20 protein-coding genes are annotated in these 20,684 nt (G+C 69.9%); 10 read left to right on the forward strand and 10 right to left on the reverse strand.

The window, feature by feature from the left end:
- Window positions 1–82 precede the first annotated feature (82 nt).
- From CURTO8I2_RS09805 to hemB, 3 genes are all read left to right on the forward strand, one after another.
- Window positions 83–1,465 carry an NAD(P)/FAD-dependent oxidoreductase gene (locus CURTO8I2_RS09805; protein ID WP_159680769.1) on the forward strand — a complete coding sequence of 461 codons (1,383 nt, stop codon included), beginning with the start codon at window positions 83–85 and terminating at the stop codon, window positions 1,463–1,465.
- The gene (locus CURTO8I2_RS09810; protein WP_159680771.1) at window positions 1,462–2,493 is read left to right on the forward strand and encodes a pteridine-dependent deoxygenase; all 1,032 of its coding nucleotides are present in this window, start codon (window positions 1,462–1,464) and stop codon (window positions 2,491–2,493) included. Before CURTO8I2_RS09805 ends, CURTO8I2_RS09810 begins: the two co-directional genes overlap by 4 nt.
- 64 nt (window positions 2,494–2,557) lie before the next feature.
- Window positions 2,558–3,547 carry a porphobilinogen synthase gene (gene hemB / locus CURTO8I2_RS09815; RefSeq protein ID WP_159680773.1) on the forward strand — a complete coding sequence of 330 codons (990 nt, stop codon included), beginning with the start codon at window positions 2,558–2,560 and terminating at the stop codon, window positions 3,545–3,547.
- 181 nt (window positions 3,548–3,728) lie between these two features.
- Here hemB and CURTO8I2_RS09820 read toward each other — a convergent pair whose 3' ends face one another.
- Window positions 3,729–7,100 (reverse strand): S8 family serine peptidase, encoded by a 3,372-nt coding sequence (locus CURTO8I2_RS09820; protein WP_159680775.1) that lies wholly within the window; start codon window positions 7,098–7,100, stop codon window positions 3,729–3,731.
- A gap of 287 nt (window positions 7,101–7,387) precedes the next feature.
- Between CURTO8I2_RS09820 and aroE the strand changes: the two genes are divergently transcribed.
- From aroE to CURTO8I2_RS15445, 3 genes are read left to right on the forward strand one after another with little or no spacing between them, the layout of a single operon-like run.
- Complete coding sequence (gene aroE / locus CURTO8I2_RS09825) at window positions 7,388–8,233, forward strand: shikimate dehydrogenase (protein WP_159680777.1); 846 nt, start codon at window positions 7,388–7,390, stop codon at window positions 8,231–8,233.
- 9 nt (window positions 8,234–8,242) lie between these two features.
- Window positions 8,243–8,578, forward strand: a complete 336-nt coding sequence (locus tag CURTO8I2_RS09830) for a hypothetical protein (protein ID WP_159680779.1) — start codon at window positions 8,243–8,245, stop codon at window positions 8,576–8,578.
- 5 nt (window positions 8,579–8,583) lie between these two features.
- A complete protein-coding gene (locus CURTO8I2_RS15445; RefSeq protein WP_236551061.1) occupies window positions 8,584–8,838 on the forward strand; it encodes a YkgJ family cysteine cluster protein in 255 nt (84 codons plus the stop codon).
- A gap of 176 nt (window positions 8,839–9,014) precedes the next feature.
- On the opposite strand, the gene CURTO8I2_RS09835 is transcribed toward CURTO8I2_RS15445, so the two are convergent.
- The 3 genes from CURTO8I2_RS09835 to CURTO8I2_RS09845 all read right to left on the reverse strand — a co-directional run bounded on the left by CURTO8I2_RS09835 (window position 9,015) and on the right by CURTO8I2_RS09845 (window position 11,522).
- Entirely contained in the window at window positions 9,015–9,191 is a 177-nt protein-coding gene (locus tag CURTO8I2_RS09835; RefSeq protein ID WP_159680781.1) for a CsbD family protein, read from the reverse strand.
- A 116-nt stretch (window positions 9,192–9,307) separates the two neighbouring features.
- Window positions 9,308–10,147, reverse strand: a complete 840-nt coding sequence (locus CURTO8I2_RS09840) for an SDR family oxidoreductase (protein WP_159680783.1) — start codon at window positions 10,145–10,147, stop codon at window positions 9,308–9,310.
- A 148-nt stretch (window positions 10,148–10,295) separates the two neighbouring features.
- Window positions 10,296–11,522 (reverse strand): GAF domain-containing protein, encoded by a 1,227-nt coding sequence (locus tag CURTO8I2_RS09845; RefSeq protein ID WP_159680785.1) that lies wholly within the window; start codon window positions 11,520–11,522, stop codon window positions 10,296–10,298.
- A 118-nt stretch (window positions 11,523–11,640) separates the two neighbouring features.
- Here CURTO8I2_RS09845 and CURTO8I2_RS09850 point away from each other — a divergent pair, with 118 nt between their 5' ends.
- Both CURTO8I2_RS09850 and CURTO8I2_RS09855 read left to right on the forward strand, forming a co-directional pair.
- Window positions 11,641–12,423 (forward strand): transglutaminase family protein, encoded by a 783-nt coding sequence (locus tag CURTO8I2_RS09850; protein WP_159680787.1) that lies wholly within the window; start codon window positions 11,641–11,643, stop codon window positions 12,421–12,423.
- 166 nt (window positions 12,424–12,589) lie between these two features.
- Complete coding sequence (locus tag CURTO8I2_RS09855) at window positions 12,590–13,309, forward strand: alpha/beta fold hydrolase (RefSeq protein WP_159680789.1); 720 nt, start codon at window positions 12,590–12,592, stop codon at window positions 13,307–13,309.
- A 46-nt stretch (window positions 13,310–13,355) separates the two neighbouring features.
- Here the strand turns inward: CURTO8I2_RS09855 and CURTO8I2_RS09860 are convergent, their stop codons facing one another.
- The 5 genes from CURTO8I2_RS09860 to CURTO8I2_RS09880 all read right to left on the reverse strand — a co-directional run bounded on the left by CURTO8I2_RS09860 (window position 13,356) and on the right by CURTO8I2_RS09880 (window position 18,923).
- Window positions 13,356–14,486, reverse strand: coding sequence for a crosslink repair DNA glycosylase YcaQ family protein (locus CURTO8I2_RS09860; RefSeq protein WP_236551062.1), 1,131 nt, complete (start codon window positions 14,484–14,486; stop codon window positions 13,356–13,358).
- A 50-nt stretch (window positions 14,487–14,536) separates the two neighbouring features.
- On the reverse strand, window positions 14,537–15,646 hold the full coding sequence (locus CURTO8I2_RS09865) for a catalase family protein (protein WP_159680791.1): 1,110 nt from the start codon (window positions 15,644–15,646) through the stop codon (window positions 14,537–14,539).
- Between the two features lie 168 nt (window positions 15,647–15,814).
- Window positions 15,815–16,639, reverse strand: coding sequence for an alpha/beta hydrolase (locus tag CURTO8I2_RS09870; protein WP_159680793.1), 825 nt, complete (start codon window positions 16,637–16,639; stop codon window positions 15,815–15,817).
- 214 nt (window positions 16,640–16,853) lie between these two features.
- Window positions 16,854–17,564: an outer membrane beta-barrel protein gene (locus tag CURTO8I2_RS09875; protein WP_159680795.1), complete on the reverse strand. Its 711-nt coding sequence runs from the start codon at window positions 17,562–17,564 to the stop codon at window positions 16,854–16,856.
- Window positions 17,565–17,828: 264 nt separating this feature from the next.
- Window positions 17,829–18,923: an ABC transporter substrate-binding protein gene (locus CURTO8I2_RS09880; protein WP_159680797.1), complete on the reverse strand. Its 1,095-nt coding sequence runs from the start codon at window positions 18,921–18,923 to the stop codon at window positions 17,829–17,831.
- A 123-nt stretch (window positions 18,924–19,046) separates the two neighbouring features.
- Here CURTO8I2_RS09880 and CURTO8I2_RS09885 point away from each other — a divergent pair, with 123 nt between their 5' ends.
- Entirely contained in the window at window positions 19,047–19,889 is an 843-nt protein-coding gene (locus CURTO8I2_RS09885) for an SAM-dependent methyltransferase (RefSeq protein ID WP_159680799.1), read from the forward strand.
- A gap of 13 nt (window positions 19,890–19,902) precedes the next feature.
- Here CURTO8I2_RS09885 and CURTO8I2_RS09890 read toward each other — a convergent pair whose 3' ends face one another.
- Window positions 19,903–20,223: a DUF3817 domain-containing protein gene (locus CURTO8I2_RS09890; RefSeq protein WP_159680801.1), complete on the reverse strand. Its 321-nt coding sequence runs from the start codon at window positions 20,221–20,223 to the stop codon at window positions 19,903–19,905.
- A gap of 158 nt (window positions 20,224–20,381) precedes the next feature.
- Here CURTO8I2_RS09890 and CURTO8I2_RS09895 point away from each other — a divergent pair, with 158 nt between their 5' ends.
- Entirely contained in the window at window positions 20,382–20,669 is a 288-nt protein-coding gene (locus CURTO8I2_RS09895; RefSeq protein ID WP_236551063.1) for a hypothetical protein, read from the forward strand.
- The last annotated feature ends 15 nt before the right edge of the window (window positions 20,670–20,684 follow it).

Below are 20,684 nucleotides of genomic sequence, written 5' to 3' on the forward strand. Positions count from 1 at the left end.
GGACCTGCGCGCGCAAGCACTCCCGGCCGGGATGGGGGCTTGCCGTTATGATGCGCGCCTGCCCGCCGCCCATTTCAGCCGGATGACACCTACGCCGCACGCGCCCGTGCCCCACAGTTCCGATGCATTCGCCCGCGACGTCGACGTGGTGGTGATCGGCGGCGGCCCGGCCGGCAGCACCGCCGCCACGCTGCTGGCGCGCGCCGGCCATTCGGTGGCACTGCTGGAGAAGGACGCGCATCCGCGGTTCCACATCGGCGAATCGCTGCTGCCGATGAACATGCCGATCCTGGCCGAGCTGGGCGTGCTCGAGCAGGTCCGCGCAATCGGCGTGCACAAGGCCGGCGCCGATTTTCCCTTGCCCGACGATGCGACGCGCAGCCACGTCTTCCATTTCACCCGCGCCCTCGCGCCGCAGGCCGATTACGCAGTGCACGTGCGCCGCGACCAGTTCGACCAGCTGCTGTTCGCGCATGCACAGGCCAGCGGCGTGGAGACGCACGAGCGCACGCGCGTGGTCGACGTGGCGTTCGGCGCCGACGGGCGCCCCGCGCGCGTGGACGCGATCGGCCCGGACGATGCGCGCCTGCACTTCCGGCCGCGCTACGTCATCGACGCCAGCGGACGCGACACCGTGCTGTCCTCGAAGCTGGGCACCAAGCGCAGGAGCCGCCGGCACCAGTCGGCCGCGTTGTTCAGCCACTTCCGCGGCGTACGCCGGCACCCGGGCGTGGACGCAGGCAACATCACCATCGCGCGCTTCTCCCACGGCTGGTTCTGGCTGATCCCGCTGCCCGACGACGTGATGAGCGTCGGCGCGGTGTGCTTCCCCGAATACCTGCGACAGCGCAATGCCGACAGTGGCCGCCTCGACAATGAAGCGCTGCTGATGCGCACGCTGCAGGGCAATGCCGCGGTGTGGGCGCGCATGGACGGTGCCGAGCGCATCGCGCCCGTGCACGCGACCGGCAACTATTCCTATGGCGCCACGCGCATGTCCGGCCCCGGCTGGCTGCTGGTCGGCGACGCCTATACCTTCGTCGATCCGATCTTCTCCTCCGGCGTGTTCCTCGCGATGGACAGCGCGCAACGCGGCGCGGCGGTGGTCGATGCGGCGCTGCGCGCGCCGGCGCGCGAGGCCACGCTGCAGCGCGCGATGCAGGCGCGGCTCGATCGCGGCCTGCGCCACTTCACCTGGTTCATCCACCGCTTCAACACGCCGGTCATGCAGCGGCTTTTCGCCGCGCCGCGCAACGACCTGCAGGTCGAGCAGGCGGTGATCTCGATGCTCGCCGGCGACGTCTTCGACAACGCCGCCGTCCGCTGGCGGCTGTACGTGTTCCGCCTGATCTACGCCATCAACGCCGTCGCGATCGCGCCGCAGGCACTGCGCGGCTGGCTGACCCGGCGCCGTCAGGCCGCCACCGCCTTCCGCGGCGACACCCTGCACGAGGGCAACCCATGAGCCGACCGGCGCCGCAACATCCCGTCACCCTGCCGCGCCTGCGCGTCGACTACGTCGACGATGCCGCGCCGGCCGATCTCCTCGCGCAGGTCGACGTGCTCGCCGTGCTGGGCTTCGGCGACGCCGCGCCGGTGCTCGACGACCCGCGCTGGCTGCGCGTGCCGCTGCAGCCCTACGGCCCGGCGCCGCTGGAAGTCTGGCGGGGCCAGGCGCCCGTCCACCACGGCCGCGATGGCGACATCGGCTGGTCCACCGACGGCCATCTGATGTTCGGCGCGATCGAGGTCGACGAACCCGAAGGCCACACCGGCGCAGGCGACCACAGCGGCATCCTGCTCGCCGCCGAACACGCCTACCGCGCACTGAGCCAATTCGTCGGCGAGAGCGAATTTCCGCACCTGCTGCGGATCTGGAACTACCTCGACGCGATCACCCACGGCGATGGCGACACCGAACGCTACCGCCAGTTCTGCGTGGGCCGCGCGCGCGGGCTCGGCGCGTTCGACACATCGCAGCTGCCGGCCGCCACCGCGATCGGCCGCTGCGACGACGCCCGCACGATCCAGGTCTACTGGCTGGCCGCGCGCATGCCGGGCATCCCGGTCGAGAACCCGCGCCAGGTCAGCGCCTACCAGTACCCGCGCCAGTACGGGCCGCAGGCCCCGAGCTTCGCCCGCGCGATGCTGCCACCGGCCGGCAGCGCGATCCCGCTGATGCTCTCGGGCACGGCCAGCGTCGTCGGCCATGCCTCGCAGCACGAGGGCGAACTGCTGGCCCAGCTCGACGAGACCTTCGCGAACTTCGATGCGCTGATCGCATCGGCGCGCGTGCATCGCCCCGACCTGCCGGCCGCGTTCGGGCCCGGGTCGCGGCTGAAGATCTACGTGCGCGATGCGACCGACCTCGCTGCCGTCGCCGAGGCCTTCGACGCGCGCTTCGGCGATCGACTGCCGCGTGTGGTGCTGCATGCGGCGATCTGCCGCCGCGAGCTGGCACTGGAAATCGACGGCGTCCACGACGCCGGTTGAGCGGGGCGCGCCTGCGACCCGGCGTCGCAGGCCCTGCACCGGCCGCGCGCGTAGAATCCGCGGCATGACCCGACCCGATACCCGCATGCGACGCATGCGCCGCGACGACTTCTCGCGCCGGCTGATGCGCGAATCCACGCTGACCGCCGACGATCTGATCTACCCGGTGTTCGTGCACGAGGCCGATGGCCGCGTTGCGATTCCGTCGATGCCGGGCGTCGAACGCCTGTCGATCGACGATCTGCTGCGCGTCGCCGAGACCGCGAGTGAACTGCGGATTCCGGCACTCGCGCTGTTCCCGGTCACCGCGCCCGAGGCCAAGTCGCTCGACGCGGTGGCCGCGTGGAACGACGACGGCCTGTGCCAGCGCGCGATCCGTGCGCTCAAATCCCGTTTCCCGGACCTCGGCGTGATCACCGACGTCGCGCTCGATCCCTACACCTCGCACGGCCAGGACGGCATCACCGACGACACCGGTTACGTGGTCAACGACATCACCGTCGATGCCCTCGTGCAGCAGGCGCTGAGTCACGCGCGCGCCGGCGCTGACGTGGTCGCGCCCAGCGACATGATGGACGGGCGCATTGGCGCGATCCGCGATGCGCTCGAAGCCGACGGCCATGTGCACACGCGCATCCTCGCTTACGCCGCCAAGTACGCCAGCGCGTTCTACGGCCCGTTCCGCGACGCGGTGGGCTCGTCCGGCGCGCTCGGCAAGGCCGACAAGTCGACCTACCAGATGGACCCCGGCAACTCGGACGAGGCGATGCGCGAGATCGCGCAGGATCTCGACGAAGGCGCCGACATGGTCATGGTCAAGCCGGGCATGCCCTACCTCGACATCGTGCGCCGCGCGAAGGAAGAGTTCAGCGTGCCGGTGTTCGCGTACCAGGTCAGCGGGGAGTACGCGATGCTCAAGGCCGCCGCCGCCAACGGCTGGCTCGACGAGCGCAAGTGCGCGCTCGAGGCCCTGCTCGGCTTCAAGCGCGCCGGCGCGGATGGCGTGCTGACCTACTTCGCACTCGACGCCGCACGGTGGTTGCGCGCGGGCTGAGTCGCGCCGCTCGACGCCGCGCACCGGCGCAACGCGAACGCCCGGCACTGCCGGGCGTTCTGCTGTGCGCACAGGCCGGTCGCCGGGCGCGACGCCCGCCACACGTCGCGATGCCGAGGTCACCCGGCAAAGAAAACGCCCGGGCAAGCCCGGGCGTTTTCGTACCCCTTGAAGCAGACGATCAGTTGACCGTCAGCACCACCGGCGTTGCGGCCTTCGGGGTGACCGGATCGTTGCTGGCCACGCAGAGGTAGCCGAGCTGGCGGCCCGCACCCAGACCCGCCGCATTCAAGGCCACGCGGTTCGCCTGCGTCGCGCCGCTGAGCACGGTGCCCGATGCCGGCGTCACTGCACCGATCCACGGTGCACCGCAGGGCACCAGGCCCTTGACCGTCATCGCCAGACCCGGGAAGGCGGTGTTCGACGCCCATGCACCCGTGCCGTTGGCGGCCACCGTGATGGAGGCGAAGCTGCCGTTGCCGGCGGTCGAACCGTACTGCGCGAACCGGTTGGCGAAGGTGCCCCGCGTGGACGCGACCAGCCAGTAACGGCCCGGCTGCAGCGTGAGGCTCTGGCCGGCTGCCGGCAGGTTCAACGACAGTGCGGTCCCGGCGACACTCACGCCCGCCGCGGTCGGCGCCGCGGTGTAGCTCCAGATCGCCGCGCCGACGCCGCTGGTCGGGTTGCCTGCCGGCACGCCGTTGGCGTCCGGGTAGATCGACCACGTCAGCGACGTCGCGGCCGTGGTCAGGGCGGTGCCGCTGACCACGAAGCCCGGCGCCGACAGCGAGGTGAGCTGCAGCGGACGCTCGACGACGAAATCGTCGGCGCTGTACTGGGCCTGCGCGCCCGCGGTGGCCGGATCGGTGTAGCTCGTGTTCCGGAAGCCGCTGGCCACACCCAGGCTGGAGTTGTCGACCAGCGACACCGCACCATTGCCGGTGTTGTCGATCGAGTAGATCAACGGCGACCCGCCCGTGTTGCCGACCGAACCGACCGCGGTGCCGCTGCGGCCTGCCGCGAGTGCCAGCGAGATCGCATCGGGCAGCTTGACCACCGGCGCCTGGATCGCGATCGCAATCGGCAGCGTCAGCGGCGCGCGCTGCACGCCCAGGATCGGACCGGTCGACTGCAGCCGCATTTCACCGAAGCTGAAGGTGCCGTTGGGCGCCATGCCGCGCGTGTTGACCGTGATGCGGACCGAAGCCGAGCCGCCGGCCGGCACCTTCAGCGTGGACGGCGTTGCGGTCGCGCTGACGCCGCTGAAGCTGATGCGCCAGCTGGAGGCACTGCCGTGCGGATTGCGGAAAGTGCGGACGAAGGTGCAGCTGCTGTAGCAGTTGCGGTTCGCCATGCTCGGCTGGTTGAGCGCGGAGACGTTGCCGCCGAGCGCCGGATCGGCCGCCAGGTAGTTCGCCTTCGTTTCGTGCATCACCAGACCGGCATTGATCGCACGGTCGACCTGGATGCGACCACTGCCCTTGTCGAACGGGGTGCCGACGGTGACCTGGTCTTCCTTGAACACTTCGGTCTTGGCGGTCATCGCCAGTGCCGACTTGATCTCGGGCACCGACCACGTCGGACGCGCCTGGCGGATCAGGCCTGCAGCACCGGCCTGGTGCGGGGACGCCATCGAGGTGCCGTTGTACAGATCGACCGCGTTTTCGAAGCCGGTGATCGTGGTGCCCGCGATGACGGCGAGGATGCTCACGCCGGGTGCGGTGACGTCGGGCTTGACCAGATCGAACGTGCCCGCCGGACCGCGCGAGCTGAAGGCGCCCAGTGCATCGGCGACATTCGGCAGTACCAGCGGCGGGTACTGCACGCCGGCGGTGGCGGTGGGATTGGCCGCGACGAAATCACGCAGCGCGTTGGCATCGGCCTGCGGCATGCCGAACACCGGGATCGTGGCGCCGGGCACCGACGGGATGATGGCGCCCGCCGCGTTGTTGGCGATGACCACCGCGATCGCACCGGCTGCCCTGGCGGCATCGGCCTTGATGGCGAACGAGCAGGTGCCGCGGCGGACCACGGCGATCGCGCCCTGGAAGCTGTTGGCCGGGAAGGCCGCACAGCCGTCGTCCCCCGTGTCGATCCGCGCGCTGACCCGGAGCGGGGTCGTGCCGGGAATCGTGGCGTTGAACGCGACGCCGCCGGTGCCTTCTTCCACCAGCACCGGACGCAGCGGTTCGGGCACGTTGCCCGGGCCGGTCACGTCGAGGGCGAGCGCGAACGAACCGCGACCGTGCTGCGATGCGGCCGTCGACGACACCCACGGCTCGAGGTGACCCATCGTGTTCGGGCCCGGACCGCTGTTGCCGGCCGAGGACGCGACGAAGATGCCGGCATCGGTGGCGTTGAGGAACGCCAGCGACACGGCCTCGGTCCACGGCTGCGCACCGCCGCCGACCGAGTAGTTCAGCACGTCGACGATGCCGTCGGCGATCGCCTGGTTGACCGCGGCCACCGCCGAGTTGTTCGGGCACAGGCCCTGACCCGTCGCGGTGTTGGTGTAGCAGATGTCGTAGGCGACGATGTTGCCGCGCGGTGCGACGCCGGAAATGCGGCGCGTGTTGCCGCGGAACAGCGCATCGCGACGGTTGCCAGCGACGGTCGAGGCGACGTGGCTGCCGTGACCGTTGGTGTCGCCGAAGCCGGGTTCTTCGCGGATGTTCGGCTGGCCGCAGACATTGCCCGGCGCGCCGCAGACGAAGTTGTAGCCGCCGATCAGCTTGTCGTTGCAGCGACCCGCGTCGACCTCACCCGTGCGGCAGGTGCCCAGGTAGTTGCCGGCGCCCAGCGGATTGACGTGCTGGTAGCCGTCGACCGGATCGACCGCCGTGAACGACGGCGCACCGAAGTTGATGCCCGAGTCGAGGATGCCGTAGACGATGCCTTCGCCCTGGTACTGGCCGGTCGCACCGGACCAGGTGCCGTTCCAGACCGCTTCGGAACCGATCAGGCGTGGACCGGTGTCGGTGTCGAGCGCGTACTCGCGGTAGGCCTCGACCAGCTGCACGTCGGGCAGCTGCTCGATGCGCGCCGCTTCGGTGGTGGTCAGTTCGACCATCACGCCATTGAGCGCGTGCTGCATGCGGTATTCGACGTCGATCGGACGGCCCACGCGCAGCGCCATCGCGCCGACGAGATCGGACTGGCGACCCTGCAGGTAGTTGACGTAGTTGCGCGCGCTCGCGCTCTTGACGTCGAGACGCGACTTGCCGCGTGCGTCGACGCGGCGCGCCGGCGCGGCGAGCCCACTGATCTCGCCCTTGTAGCCGGCCAGTGCAGGCTCCTGGAAGACGACGATGTAGCGCTCGGGCGTGTCCGACGCCTGCGGCGGCGCGACAGGCGCGAGCACGCGTCCACCGGCGGCGGTCGCAACGGCCGCTTCGGAAGACGAGGCGCCGAACAGCGAGCCGACGCTGGCCTTGGCGGAATTGACCGCGTTCCCGATGGCCGGGACACGGGACGGAAGCGCGGTACTCGCGACCGCGACGACGGCGAGGCCGAGCAGGGCCGAAGCCACCCCGACCTTTCGAATGCGTGACATACGGACGTATCCCCTAGTGATGGAACCTGCCAGACCAAACGACGATGCCGTCCGACTGCCGACCGCATCGACATCCTTCCCTCCGGTGACAGGCGAGCCCCCTGCCGTACCACGCCACCGGTTCTGTGACGTTGTATACAACTTTTTGGCCCTGCCGGTGCATGTACCTGACACTTTTTTTCCATACCGCGGCGTCGGGTCCGAGCGGCGCGCGATGACCCCCGCCGCGGCATGGCGCGGCTAGACTGCGCCGACGCCAGCCCGGCGTGCCGCCTGCCGAGAGAGCCATGTCGTCTGCCCGCCTTGCCGTGTTCGGCCACCCGGTCGCGCATTCACTGTCGCCCCGCATCCACGCCGCGTTCGCGGCGCAGACCGGCATCGCGATCACCTACGAGGCCATCGATGCGGCGCCCGACGCGTTCGCCGGTGCGCTGGCGGCCTTCGCCGCGTCAGGCGGCATCGGCGCGAACGTGACGCTGCCCCTGAAGGAACACGCGCACGCACTGGCCTCCACGCGCAGCGAGCGTGCCGAGCGCGCGGGTGCGGTCAACACGCTGGTGCGGCAGGGCGAGGCCTGGCACGGCGACAACACCGACGGCGCCGGCCTGGTCCGCGATCTCACCGAGCGCCACGGACTGGATCTGCGTGGCCGTCGCACCCTGCTGGTCGGCGCGGGCGGCGCGGCCCGCGGCGTGGCCCCGGCGCTGCTGGATGCCGGCATCAGCGAACTCTACGTGGTCAACCGCACGGCCTCGCGCACCGATGCGCTGGCCGACGCGCTCGGAGAGCCGGGACGGGTGCATCCGCGCTATCTCGACCGGCTCGACGAACTGGGCGAATTCGAGCTGATCATCAATGCGACGTCGGCCGGACGTGGCGGGGCGATGCTGTCGTTGCCGCGCGCCCTGGTCGGCGTGCGCACGGCGGCCGTCGATCTGAGCTATGGCGAAGCGTCGGTGCCGTTCCTGGCCTGGGCCCGTGCGCACGGATGCCGCGACGCGATCGACGGTCTCGGCATGCTGGTGGAGCAGGCCGCGGAGAGCTTCGCGCTCTGGCATGGCGTTCGACCCGATACCGCGGCGGTGTTCGCGTCCCTGCACGCTCGCAGCGCACTGCTGGTCAATGCGGACTGAGGCGCGCACATGGACGTCCGCGACATCCTGCTGCTGATCGCCGGCCAGCTGCCGAGCCGGCTCCCGGTCCTGATCGCGCTCGTGGTGGGACTGGCGCTGGTCGCGCAGCGCCGCACGCTCCCGGCGACATCACGCAAGGCGGCACTGCTCGGCTTCGCGCTGCTGCTGCTCGGCAACCTGCTCGGCATGCTGGGCTGGCCGCTGCTGCAGGCGTCCATCATCGATGCAGCCATGTCGGCCGCGCAGATCCAGATGACGTTCGCGCTGCTGGCGGTGCCGCTGGCACTGCTCGATGCCGCGGGGCTGGTGCTGCTGGCGTTGGCCATCGTGCGCGGCGCGCGCTGACCGGCATGGAGTGCCGGGACGGCTGCGCGGCCTGCTGCATCGCGCCTTCGATCACGTCGCCGATTCCGGGCATGCCCGACGGCAAGCCCGCGGGGGTGGCGTGCGTGCAGCTCGACGAACATCTGCGATGCCGTCTGTTCAGACGTCCGGAACGGCCTGCGTTCTGCGGGTCGCTGCGGCCTGCGTTGGACATGTGTGGCGCTTCGCGCGGTGCTGCATTCGTGATGCTCCAGGCGCTGGAGCGGGCGACTGCGCCCTGAGCGCGGTGCCTTACGGCGATCGCATCTGCATCGCTGCAACGGTCCGCTAGGACGCGACCCATGGGCGAGCCGAGAACAGCAACTCCGATCGCCCTGCCTCCGGATCGGTCCGACGCTTCGCCGGCACCTACGAAAAGGGCGGCCGAAGCCGCCCGTCCGTGACATCTGCCGCCGATTCAGCGGCCCTTGCGCGCGTCGTCGTTGGCCTTGCCGACCGCGCTCTGGACCTTGCCGGCCGTCTTCTGCGCCTTGCCCGCGACTTCCTTCGAAGTGTTGCCCGTGACCTTGCCGGCCACTTCCTTCGCGGTGCCCTTGACCTGGTTCTTGATGCCTTCGCTGCGGTTCTTGTCCACGTCGCTGTCTCCGGCCTGCTGGATTGCAGGGTGGACACGATATGCACCGCGAATCGCCACGCCGGGGTGAAGAAGCAGCACGTTTCGATGCCGCGTCGCGGTGCCGCTCAGCTGCATCACAGGATCGGCGCGCCGCCGGTGACCGCATAGCGCCCGCCGCTCATGTAGCTCGCCTCGTCGGAGGCCAGCAGCACGTAGATCGGCGCGCATTCCGCAGGCTGACCGGGGCGTTGCATCGGCACCTGCGAGCCGAACGACGCCACCTCGTCGGGCGGCATCGTCGATGGAATCAGCGGCGTCCAGATCGGACCCGGCGCCACCGAATTCACGCGGATGCCCCGGTCGGCCAGCAGCTGCGCCAGGCCGGCGCTGAAGTTCGCGATCGCGCCCTTGGTGGCCGCATACGGCAGCAGCGTGGCCTTGGGCTTGTCGGAGTTGATCGAGCTGGTGTTGATGATCGACGCACCGCGCTGCATGTGCGGCACCGCGGCCTTGCACAGGTGGAACATCGCGCCGACGTTGACCTGGAAGGTGTAGTCCCATTTGTCGTCGGGGATGTCCTCGATCGCGTCGTAGCTCATCTGGTAGGCCGCGTTGTTGACGAGGATGTCGATGCGGCCGAAGACGTCGATGGCCTGCTGCACGATCGCGCGGCAGTGCGCGGGATCGGCGATGTCGCCGGGCACGAGCGTGCAGCGACGACCGGCATCCTCGACCAGTCGCTGCGTCTCGCGCGCGTCGGCATCCTCGTTGAGGTAACTCACCAGCACGTCGGCGCCCTCGCGTGCATACGCGAGCGCCACCGCACGACCGATGCCGCTGTCGCCGCCGGTGATGATCGCCACCTTGCCTGCGAGGCGGCCGCTGCCGCGGTAGCTGTCTTCGCCGTGATCGGCGGGCGGATCGAGTTGCGTCTCGACGCCGGGCACGTCCTGCTGCTGCGCGGGCTGATTCATGGTGGAGGCTCCTGGAGGCGGGTCCGCCACGCTCGCGCCCGTATCGTCGCCCGGCCGTGAATTCACGGCCCGGTCCCCAGCCATTCTGCATCGCATCCGCACCTGCGCGTGCGTGCGTCGGGAGCACCGCGCCTGCCAGCGCCGCGCGTCAGGCGGTGGCGGTCGTCCCGAGCGCTGCGGTGTCCGCGGGCACTGCCCGCAGCGGCATCGCGAACACCAGTCGCGTGACGCCGGCCGATTCCGCCACCGTGATCTCGCCTGCGTGCGCGCGGGCGATCTCGCCGGCGATGTAGAAATCCCAGCGCTGCTGCGCAGGCACCAGTCCGCCGCGGCCGGCCAGCGGCCCGGCCACGCTGTCGAGTTCGTCGCCCGCCAGCACGAGGCCCGGCGCTGCGACCGTCAGCACCAGCTGCGCATCGGTGGTGAGCGCCTCGATCGACACCGCGGCCGCCGCATCGACATGCCGCAGCACATTGAGCGCGAGGCTCACCAGCAGCTGGCCGAGCCGCGCCGGATCGCAGTCGACGGTGGCCTCGATCCGGACGTCCGTCACCAGCGCACGCTGCGGATAGGTGCTCACCACTTCCGACAGCACACGCTGCAGCCCCACCGTCAGCGTCGTCGCCGACGTCGGGATCAACGGGGCGCTGGGTACGAGGCGGTCGTGTGCGAAATCGGCGATGCCGCCGACCAGCGCGGCCATGCGCCAGAGGTTGGACTCCATGGCGACGACACGTGCGCGCAGGTCGGCGTCGAGTCCGTCGGTGGTCCGGATCATGTAGGCGTCCATCACCAGCGCCTGGATCGGCGCCTTGAGGTCGGCGCTCACTTCGTTGATGAAGCGCTCGCGCAGCTTGGCGACGTCGAGCGCGGTGTGCAGCGCGGCCTGGCTCAGCGCATAGCGTTCGTCGCTTTCGAGCTGGGCGCCGATCAGTTCGGCGAACAGCTCCATCATCTGCAGGGTCTCGGGCGCTTCCACCCGCGACGGCAGCGGATCGATCGCGCAGAGCGTGCCGAAGAACTCGCCGCTGGCGCGATGGATCGGCACCGAGATGTAGCTCTCCAGGCCGTAGAGTTTCGGCGTCTGGTGGCCGGCGAACTCCGGGTGCGTGCTGGCATGGCCGAACACGACCGGCTGGCGGTGCTGGCGGATCTCGTCGCAGATCGTGGTGCGCAGTTCCAGTTCGCCCCCGGCCTGCAGGCCGAACGCGACCTCGTCGCGCACGGCGCAGGCCACCCAGCGCGTATCGGTCACCCGCGCGACCGCAGCGAAGCGCAGCCCGGTGGTGCGGGTGATGACCTCGAGGATCCTGGGAACCGCGGCGATGCGGCCGACTGCATCGATGTCGCGCTGCACCTGGTTCGATACTTCCATTGGGACTGGCGGACGACGGAAAGACGTCAGCCTACGCCGGCGCCACGGGCATCGCCACCGCGACGCCCGCTACACGCCCCGGCGCCCACGCTGCGCCTTTCCCTTTCCAGGACGCGCGATGCGCCTGCTAGCCGGTTGCGAACTCGTGGTCGAAGCGGAGGTCGACTGCGCCGTCGTCGCGATGCTGCGTCCACGCAGCGGCGATGCCCAGTGGCTGGTCAGCGAGCACTACGCCTTCGATCCCGACGTGCGGCCGACGGAGTTCGTCGATTCCTTCGGCAACCTGTGCCAGCGCTTCGTCGTGCACAGCGGGCGCATGCGGATCCGCACCGAACTCGAAGTGGAGACCGAGCGCGACATCGCGATCGCCCCGTGGAGCGCGCCGATGGCGCCGGCCACCCTGCCCGATCACGCCCTGCAGTACCTGCTGCCCAGCCGCTACTGTCCCAGCGATCGCGCGTTCGAACGCGCCCAGCAGATCGTCGACGAGGCCGGCCCGCGCGCCGGCCAGGTCGGCGCGATCGTTGCCTGGATCCGCCGTCACATCGCCTACCGCTATGGCGTCAGCGACGCCACCACCGACGCCTTCGACACGATGGCGCACGGCGCTGGCGTGTGCCGCGATTACGCCCACGTCGGCATCACCCTGTGTCGCAGCCTGCGCATTCCCGCGCGCATGGTGGTCGGCTATCTGCACGGCCTGGAGCCGATGGACCTGCACGCCTGGTTCGAGGCCTATCTCGACGGCCGCTGGTACACCTTCGACGCGACCCAGTCGGCGCCCCGCGGCGGCCGCATCGTCGTCGCCTACGGCCGCGACGCGGCCGACGTCGCGTTCCTCACCAATTACGGCCTGCTGCAGACGGTCGAAATGCAGGTCTGGGTCGGCGAGAAGCCCTGAATTCCGGAACGCGTCGCCGGTCACGACTGGCCGAAGGTCCAATGCCGCGCCCGCCGCGCGCGTGCTGACATCCGCGCACTGGCCATCTCCCCCACGGGGCCGGATCGCGACCGGCGCCGCCGGCCGCGCCACTTGCGTGCGGCCTGCGGGCCGTGGGAGATGTCCGATGACCCGATGCACCGATCGCCGCCCTGCGCGGCTGCTCCGACTGCTGTTGATCCTGCTGGCCGCCACGTGCGCCTCGGCCGCCCAGGCCGCGTGCCGCGATGCCGTGGTGCTGGTGCACGGCAATGCCGGCACGCCGGCGCAGTTCGACAACACCTACGTGGAACTGCGTGCCCGCGGCTGGGCCGCGTCGGAGATCCTGCGGCCGAGCTGGGGCAGCAAGACCTGCGCGGCCTGCAACGACCACAGCGGCAGCGAGGAGACGCCGGTGCTCGATGCGCTGGTCGAGGCGATCGCGCGTTCGTGCACCGGCAAGATCGACGTCATCGGCCACTCGATGGGCGTCACCCTGGCGGCGAAACAGATCGTCAATTACGGCCTCGCCAACGACGTCGCCACGTTCGTCGGCATCGCCGGCGCGTATCGCGGCCTGTGGAGCTGCGGCACCTATCCGTGGAACGTGGTGACCTCGACCTGCGGTGCGCAGGGCCTGTCGATCAACAGCCCGCTGCTGGCCTCGCTGGCCGGCAGGCCGCTGGGCATGAAGACGGTCTCGATCAAATCCTGGATCGACCAGATCGTCTGCTACGGCGGCGTCTGCACCGTCGGCGGCGTCCACAGCTCGACGCTGCCGGGCGAGACCGCCACCTACACCCTGGCGACCGGACACTTCGGTCTGCTGACCGACACCGCGGTGCTGCAGGCCAACCTGATCCAGTGACGCTGGGCGTGCATGCGGCGCGGCAGCCACCGCCGCGTCGCCTGCCTCACGCCAGGCCGAGAAACATCCGCAGGCGCGCGAGCTCGGCATCGAGTCCATCGCGGAACGCCGCATCGCGCGGCGCCTTGCCCGCGACGTAACCGAAGCGCGCGTCCAGGGCGCCGCCCACGACCGACACGTTGCCCCAGCCGATCACGCGATCGCCCCACAGCAGCGGCAGCGCGTAATAGCCGAGCGTGCGCTTCGGCGCCGGCGTGTACGCCTCGAAGCGATAACGCCAGTTCCAGAGCAGCTCGAAACGACGGCGGTCCCAGACGACGGGATCGAATGGCGTCAGCAGCCGCACACCGGCATCGGGCCGCCAGCGCCGGCTCTGCGGTGATTCGTCGGCGGGCCAGATCCAGTCGATGCCCTCGATGCGCGCACCACCGAGGCGTGCACGCGAACGCGCCAGCGTCGCAGCGCGCGCGGCATGCCACTGCGGCACCCCGCGTCCGAGATACGACATCAGCTGGCGCAGGCTGGCGATGGGCAACGGCGCGTATGTGTGCACCAGCAGATCGAGCATCCGGTCCAGGCGCCGGTCGATCTCGTCCGCATCCAGCGGTGCCGCATCCGGCTCGCGCAGCGCATAGACCCGCGTGCCGCCATCGCGTCGTGCAACGCGCAACAGGCCGCGGTAATGCATGCCATCGAGCAGCTGGGTGCTGGCATTCGACGAGCCCCCGAACCAGTTGGTGACCTTGCCATGGGCGAAGTGCGCGTCGACCTCGCGCGGATGCACCGCGCCACGTTCGGCAATGAACGCGCGCACGGCCTGTGCCTGTCGCCAGCGCGCGGGCGTCCAGTGTTCGCGCGCGGTGCGCGGATGCATCAGCGCCTGTACCGCACGCGGCAGGAAGCCGTAGTTGACGAAGAAATCCTCTTCCAGCGCCAGTCGCGGATAGCGGCGCTCCAGATCGCCGGCGCGGTAATCGGTCACGCGATGGCGCAGCGTCAGATCCTGCGCGCGCGCCGGCGCGCGGATCGGATCGGCCTGCACGAAACCAAGGCTGCCGACCGCGCGCATCAGCGTGGTTGGCTTGAACAGTGATCGCGCCACCGCATGGCGGCGCAGATGATCGAGCGTCAGCGGCGGCATCGCCGCATGATGCCAGCGCGCGGCCGGCATCGGCATCGCGTCATGTAGGAGAGGACAAGGCGTCGATTAGGCGCCGTCGCACCACATTAACCGCGCGCGCCCGCACCCGCGAACGGACACCCCCGCTGCAGCGGCTGTCCGTTCTGCTGCGCGCGGAACCGGTGCGAGGCCTCGTACGCCGGCTTGCGCAGACGCATGATCTCGCCCAGCGGACGATGCGTCGCCAGACCGTGCCACGGGCTGAAGCCCACGCCATCGTCGATCTCGCGGCTCAGGGCCTGCGTCCAGGCCGCCTGCGGTCCGGCCACCAGACGCGCCACGGTGCGGAACGGGCTGCGCACCTCGTCCCACTCCGCCGACGCATCCTCGACCGGCATGTCTTCCAGCGACGTCGACAGCTGCGCGCGCAGTTCCCACTCGGCGGTATTGGCGCCGAAGAACGCGACCACTGCATCACGGATCGCATCGTCGTCCTTGAGGTCGAGGCGCACGTCGGTCAGCGCGCGCAGCGACGTGGAGACCGGCACCAGCTGGTACTTGGCGATGTAGTCACCATGCCGGATCGGCAGCTGGCTGAAGAAGGTCTCGCCGAGGATGTGGTTCGGTGGCTCACCCCCCATCGCCTTGAGCTTGGTGCTCTCGCCACCAATCGCTTCGAGGCCACGCTCGGTGCCGCGCAGGATCGCGGAGATCACGCGTTTGGTGCGGTCCATGCGATCGGTGGTCCTGGCCAGCAGCTTGAGATTGCGCAGGAAGGCCTTGCCGTTGGGCGCGTTGAAGGTCGGCCCGTTGACCAGGATGAATTCCTGCACGGCCATGTCTTCGCTGCCTTCCAGACGCGCGCCTTCGACGCCGCAGATCCGCATCGCGACCCCGCGCGGCGTGGACACGCGATCCGACAAAAGATCGCCCGGCGTCGTCGACATACGCAGCACCGTGTCGTAACGCCCGGGCTGCGCGAACAGGCCCTGTGCGAGTTCCGGTGCGAGGCCGTCGTCGATGTGCAACGTGGCTTGCAGAAGGCCGTGGCTCTTGGCATGGACGGCGCGCAGGCCGTGGCCTTCGTCCTCCAGGGTGATCTGCTGGATCGACTGCAACACTTCAACAAGATCGGCCGCCAGTTCCGCTTCGTCGGGGCCGGGGGCGGCGAGGCGCTCGTCGTAACGGGCGAAGGTGTCGGGCGTCGGAACGGACATGGGTGGCTTCCGGTTCGGGGGCTGGGCGCACGATGCGTGAACCTGCATGACGCGCTCGTCGATGCAGGCTCGTCCATCCGCCGACTGGCGAATGGCGATTCAGCGGGCTGGACGGCCGAAGGCCGCGTTGGGACGCGGCCTCCGAAGTCGGTCTCTATGTTCGAAGCCTTACTTCTGCAGGAACGCGAGCAGCGCGCGATTGAAGGCGTCGGCATGGCTTGCATTGAAACCGTGCGGCGCACCCGGCACCACCACCGTTTCGCTGCCGGCGATCGCGGCATGGGTGCGCTTGCCCGAGCCCTCGTAGGGCACGGTGCCGTCGCTGTCGCCATGCAGCACCAGGGTGGGCACCGTCACCTTTTCGAGATCCTTGCGGAAGTCGGTGGTGCCGAACGCCTCCATGCATCCCAGCGCCGCCGTCTGGTCGGACTGCTTGCACAGCGCGAGCGCTTCCTGGCGGGTTTTCTCGTCGACCTTCAGTTCGCCGTTGGCGCTGAAGAAATCCTGCGTGAAGCTGTCGAAGAAAGCGTCGCGATCGTCCTTCAGGCCGTTCTCCATCTCCTTGGCCTTCTCTTCCGTCAGCGGGCCATCCGGGTTGTCGTCGGTCTTGAGCATGTAGGGCGGCACGGCCGCGGCGAACACGACGCTGTGCAGGCGGTCCTCGCCGTGGTTGGCGATGTAGCGCGCCACTTCGCCGCCGCCCATCGAGAAGCCGACGAGCGTGACGTCACTCAGATCCAGGTCTTCGAGCACGCCGTGCAGATCGGCGGCGAGCGTGTCGTAGTCGTAGCCGTCTGCGGGCTTCTCCGACCGGCCGAAGCCGCGACGGTCGTAGGCCACCACGCGGTAGCCCGCGTCGCGCAACGGACCGGTCTGCGCCTTCCAGGACTCGGCGGACAGCGGCCAGCCGTGGATCAGGACGACCGGGCGGCCGTCGCCTCCGGTGTCGTCGATGTGCAGGCGGACGCGGGGCGAAGTGTTGATGGGCGACATGTTCGGTTCCGGCAATCGATGGGGCGACCATGGGGCCACCCGGACCATCGCTCATGCGTGAAGCGGGTCTTGTTCGACGGCGCCCGGTCAGCCGCCATGCTGCGAGATGCAGGCCGCGTCATGTCGAGGCACCGACGGTCGGGCAGCTGACCCGGATCCCGCCCAAAAAACGGGCGCCCGAAGGCGCCCGTCGCGGCACACATGCAGCGCTGGATCAGAACGCGTATTCGGCGGTCAGACCGAGCAGCGCGGTCGAACGCTTCGGACCCTCGAACTCGAAGCCGGTCACCGGATCACGCACGTCGCCCGACTTCGCCCGGTAGTAATCGTAGTGCACGCCGATGCTGAAGTTCTCGGTGGCGTTCCAGCCGGTGCCGACGCCGGCGTACCAGCTGTTGCGACCGTCGCTACCACCGCTCTCGAGTCCCAGATCCTCGCCAACCGAGTTGTAGTAGTCGAAGTTGTTGTCGGACGCGCGGAAGAAACCGCCGCGAGCGCCCACGTACCACGCCGGGGTGATGTTCAGGCGCGCGTTGCCGCCGACCTGCCAGCCACGCAGCGCATTGCGATCCGCACGCTGGTTCACGTCGTCGCCGTTGTTGATGTTGCGCACTTCGATGTTGCCGAGATCGGTGTAACCGCCTTCGACACCGAGACCGAAGTTCTGCGCGACCTTCCAGCGGTAACCGCCGACCAGGCCATAGCCGGTCTTGCGGCCGTCGCGGCTTTCGAACACGTTGAAATCACCGGTACCGAAACGGCCGGCCGTGCCGCCGTCGGTACGGCCGACGCTGCCGGCAACGAAGGCGTTGCCTTCACCGACCTGCAGGTCGGGACGGTAGGTGTCGCCGCCCATGCTCTGGGCGAAGGCGGTGGGTGCGCACAGCGCGGCCGCTATCGCGGCAGGAATCAGAAGCTTCTTCATCGGGGCCATCCTTTTCTTGGTCTTGGACACGCAACCAGATGCAAGCGGGCGCGCGTCTGCGGGGGACATACCGCGACACCAAGGGGGCGTCGCGGGCCGCAGTAGAGACCGCCGAGCCTGAAGCGCACACAAACCTTCACGCGCCCTGCACGGATTTCAGGGCGGTGCATTCAAGTGCGGTTTACGGCCATGAGGAACCCGCCCGCATGGAAGCGGTCCGGACCCGCTGCGGACCGGACGACGCCGTCGCCATTGCCGCCGGGTTCAGGGCGCGGTCACCGCGTCCGCCGCCGGCGGCTCGACCCCCGCCACACGGGCCTCGATCTCGAACATGCCCGAACCGCCGCCCAGCCCTTCGACGCGGACCGTGTAGCGCCCCGCGGTGAGACGGTTCGACAGGCGCGAGTTGGTGCCCGAGCCGCCGTCGTCGTCCTCGAACGTGCCGGCCGGGCCTTCGACGTGGAGCACCGTGTCGAACTCCTCGGCGCGCGCGTCGATGGTCACCTGCGCGTCCTGCGCGACGTCGAGCACGAAGCTGCGTCCGGCGCCGCCCTCCACGCGGGCCACAGCCGTCTGTCCCGACACCAGCGCGGTGCCGTCGCGCGTCACCATGCCGCCGGGCAACGGCGCATAACGGACGGCGAGATTGAAATCGCCGCGGCCGTCATCGGCGAGCGCCGCCGCGTTCAAGGTGTAGCTGCCGGGTTCGAGGAACAGGCGCAGCATCGAATCGGTGCCGCCGCCGCTGTCGTCGTTTTCGGCCTCGACGTTCGGGCCGCGCACGCGCAGCACCGGATCGAACGCGCTCGAGGCCAGGGTGATCGTGTACAGGCCCGGACGTTCGACCTGCAGCGTGTAGTCCTTCGCGCTGCCCATCAGCCAGTCGACGACCTCGCCCTCGCCCGCCAGCGGCTTGCCGTCATAGGCCTGGATGGCCTTGGCGCCGAGGCGGAACGGGCCGAAGGCCTCCGCGCCGCGGCCGCTGACCGCGACCAGGTAGTCCCCGGCCTTCGCCGCGCGGAACGCCAGTGCCGGACCGTCGCCGCGCGCGACCAGCTGATCGCCGTCGAACACCGCCAGCGCGCCGCTGAGCGGACCCTCGAGCGACAGCGAGACCGCCTGGCCTTCGGTCAGCGACAGCGAGAAACGCTGGTAGCGACTGCCGTCGCTGTAGTTGATGCCGCTCGACGAAGTGATCTCGCCCGACACCTCGTCGTCGAGCGCGAGCGCGGTGGCGTCGGCGTCGGTGTCCGCAGTCATCGCGGCGCCGCCGCCGTTAGCGGCGCCCGAGACGTTGAATCCGCATCCCGACAGACACAATCCGGCCGTGATGGCCACACTCAGAGCGGCGATGCGCATGCGACGGTTTCCAGGTTTGGACGGCGACGTCCGGAGTGGCGATTCTCGTCGAAGCGCGCGACCGCCGACAGGGGCAGCGCGTGGACCGGTTACGATGCCCGCCCGCTCCGGATCCACCCTGCGATGCCCCACGCCACCGGCCCCCTGCTGACCCGCGACACCGCCGAAGCGCTGCTGGCCGCGCGTCGCGCGGGCCTGGCCGAGTGGACGGGGTCGCTCGACCTGGGCCGCGGCGTCGATACGGTGCGGCTTGCCGATGCCCACTGGTCGTGGCGCGGCCATGCATATCCGTGGCCGGACACGCTCAAGGACCGCACGGTCTACACCTTCGACGGCGACGACTGGACGGCGGTCTCGCGCTATGGCCGTTCGCTGATCAAGCTGGTGCCGACCGACTGGGGCCCGCCGACGTTCGAGATCGACGGCATCAAGATGCTGGTGTCGGCGCGCATCTCGCCGATCGAGGACGCGCGGCAGAAGGTCGCGCTCGTGGCACCGCGCGGCAAGGTCGTGCTCGACACCTGCGGCGGCCTGGGCTACTTCGCCGCCTGCTGCCTGGAATCGGGCGTCGCGCAGATCCGCTCGTTCGAGAAGAACGAAGACGTGCTGTGGCTGCGCACGCTCAATCCGTGGTCACCCGATCCCGATGCGCCGGAGACCGGCGGTCGCCTGCGGCTCGCGCACGCCGACGTCGCGCAGGCGATCGTGGGCATCGCCGACGCCAGCGTGGACGCGGTGCTGCACGATCCGCCGCGCTTCGGCATCGCCGGCGAACTCTATTCGCAGGTGTTCTACGGCCACCTGGCGCGCGTGCTGCGGCGCGGCGGCCGCCTGTTCCATTACACCGGCGCGCCCAACCGCCTGACCAGCGGCCGTGATGTCCCGCGCGAAGTCGCGCGGCGTCTGGAGAAGGCCGGACTGAAGACCGAGCTCGCGCTCGACGGCGTGCTGGCGGTCAGGCGCTGAGCGCAGCGCGCGCTCAGCCGCACGCCGACAGCAGACCGCGGCGACGGAACCACAGCTCCACCGGCACCGTCGCAAGCGGCGGAATCGCAGCGAGCAACGCCACCAGGACCGCCCACAACGGCCAGCGCAGGCGGATCCACGCGAACAGGGCGACCGCGAGATAGAGCAGGAACGCCACCCCGTGCAGGCGACCGAAGAACCACACGCCCAGTTCGGTCGTCTGCGTGCCGTACTTGAGCACCATGCCAACCAGCAGACCGGCCCAGGTCAGCGCCTCGAAGAACGCCGCGGCGGCGAATACGCGACCGGTGGTGGAACTCGAACGCAGCGACATGCGGAGGGCCTGCAGTGTGGGCGCGCAGTCTACGTGCCGACTGGCAGCCGCGCGCGACCCTGCACCGGCGCCATCCCCTGCGCAGGGCCGCCGAGGCCCACCATCGGGCCCGTCCGTGGCGGTGATGCGGCGACGTCGAGCGCCACGCGGGAGGTCACGTGCGGCTCACCGCGCGGGCAGCACGCTGCGGCACCCAACTGCTGGAATGTCCCCCGATGAAGATGCTCAGGATCATGGCCGCAGGCGCGGCGAGCTATTTCGCCTACCGCGCCTGGAAGCGCAACCGAGATGCCCAGACCGCCGAGCCCGTCACGCCGCCGCGTTCGCTCGCCGATGATGGCGCGCGCACCGCGCCGCATGGCGATCCCTTGATTGCGGACGCGCATCTCGAGACCTCCACGCCGCGCAGCGGTGCGCACGCCAGCCCCGGATTCGGCGCGCCCTGAACCAGGCCGCGCGCC

It is taken from the genome of Luteimonas sp. 9C, assembly GCF_902506295.1.
GTDB lineage: Bacteria > Pseudomonadota > Gammaproteobacteria > Xanthomonadales > Xanthomonadaceae > Luteimonas.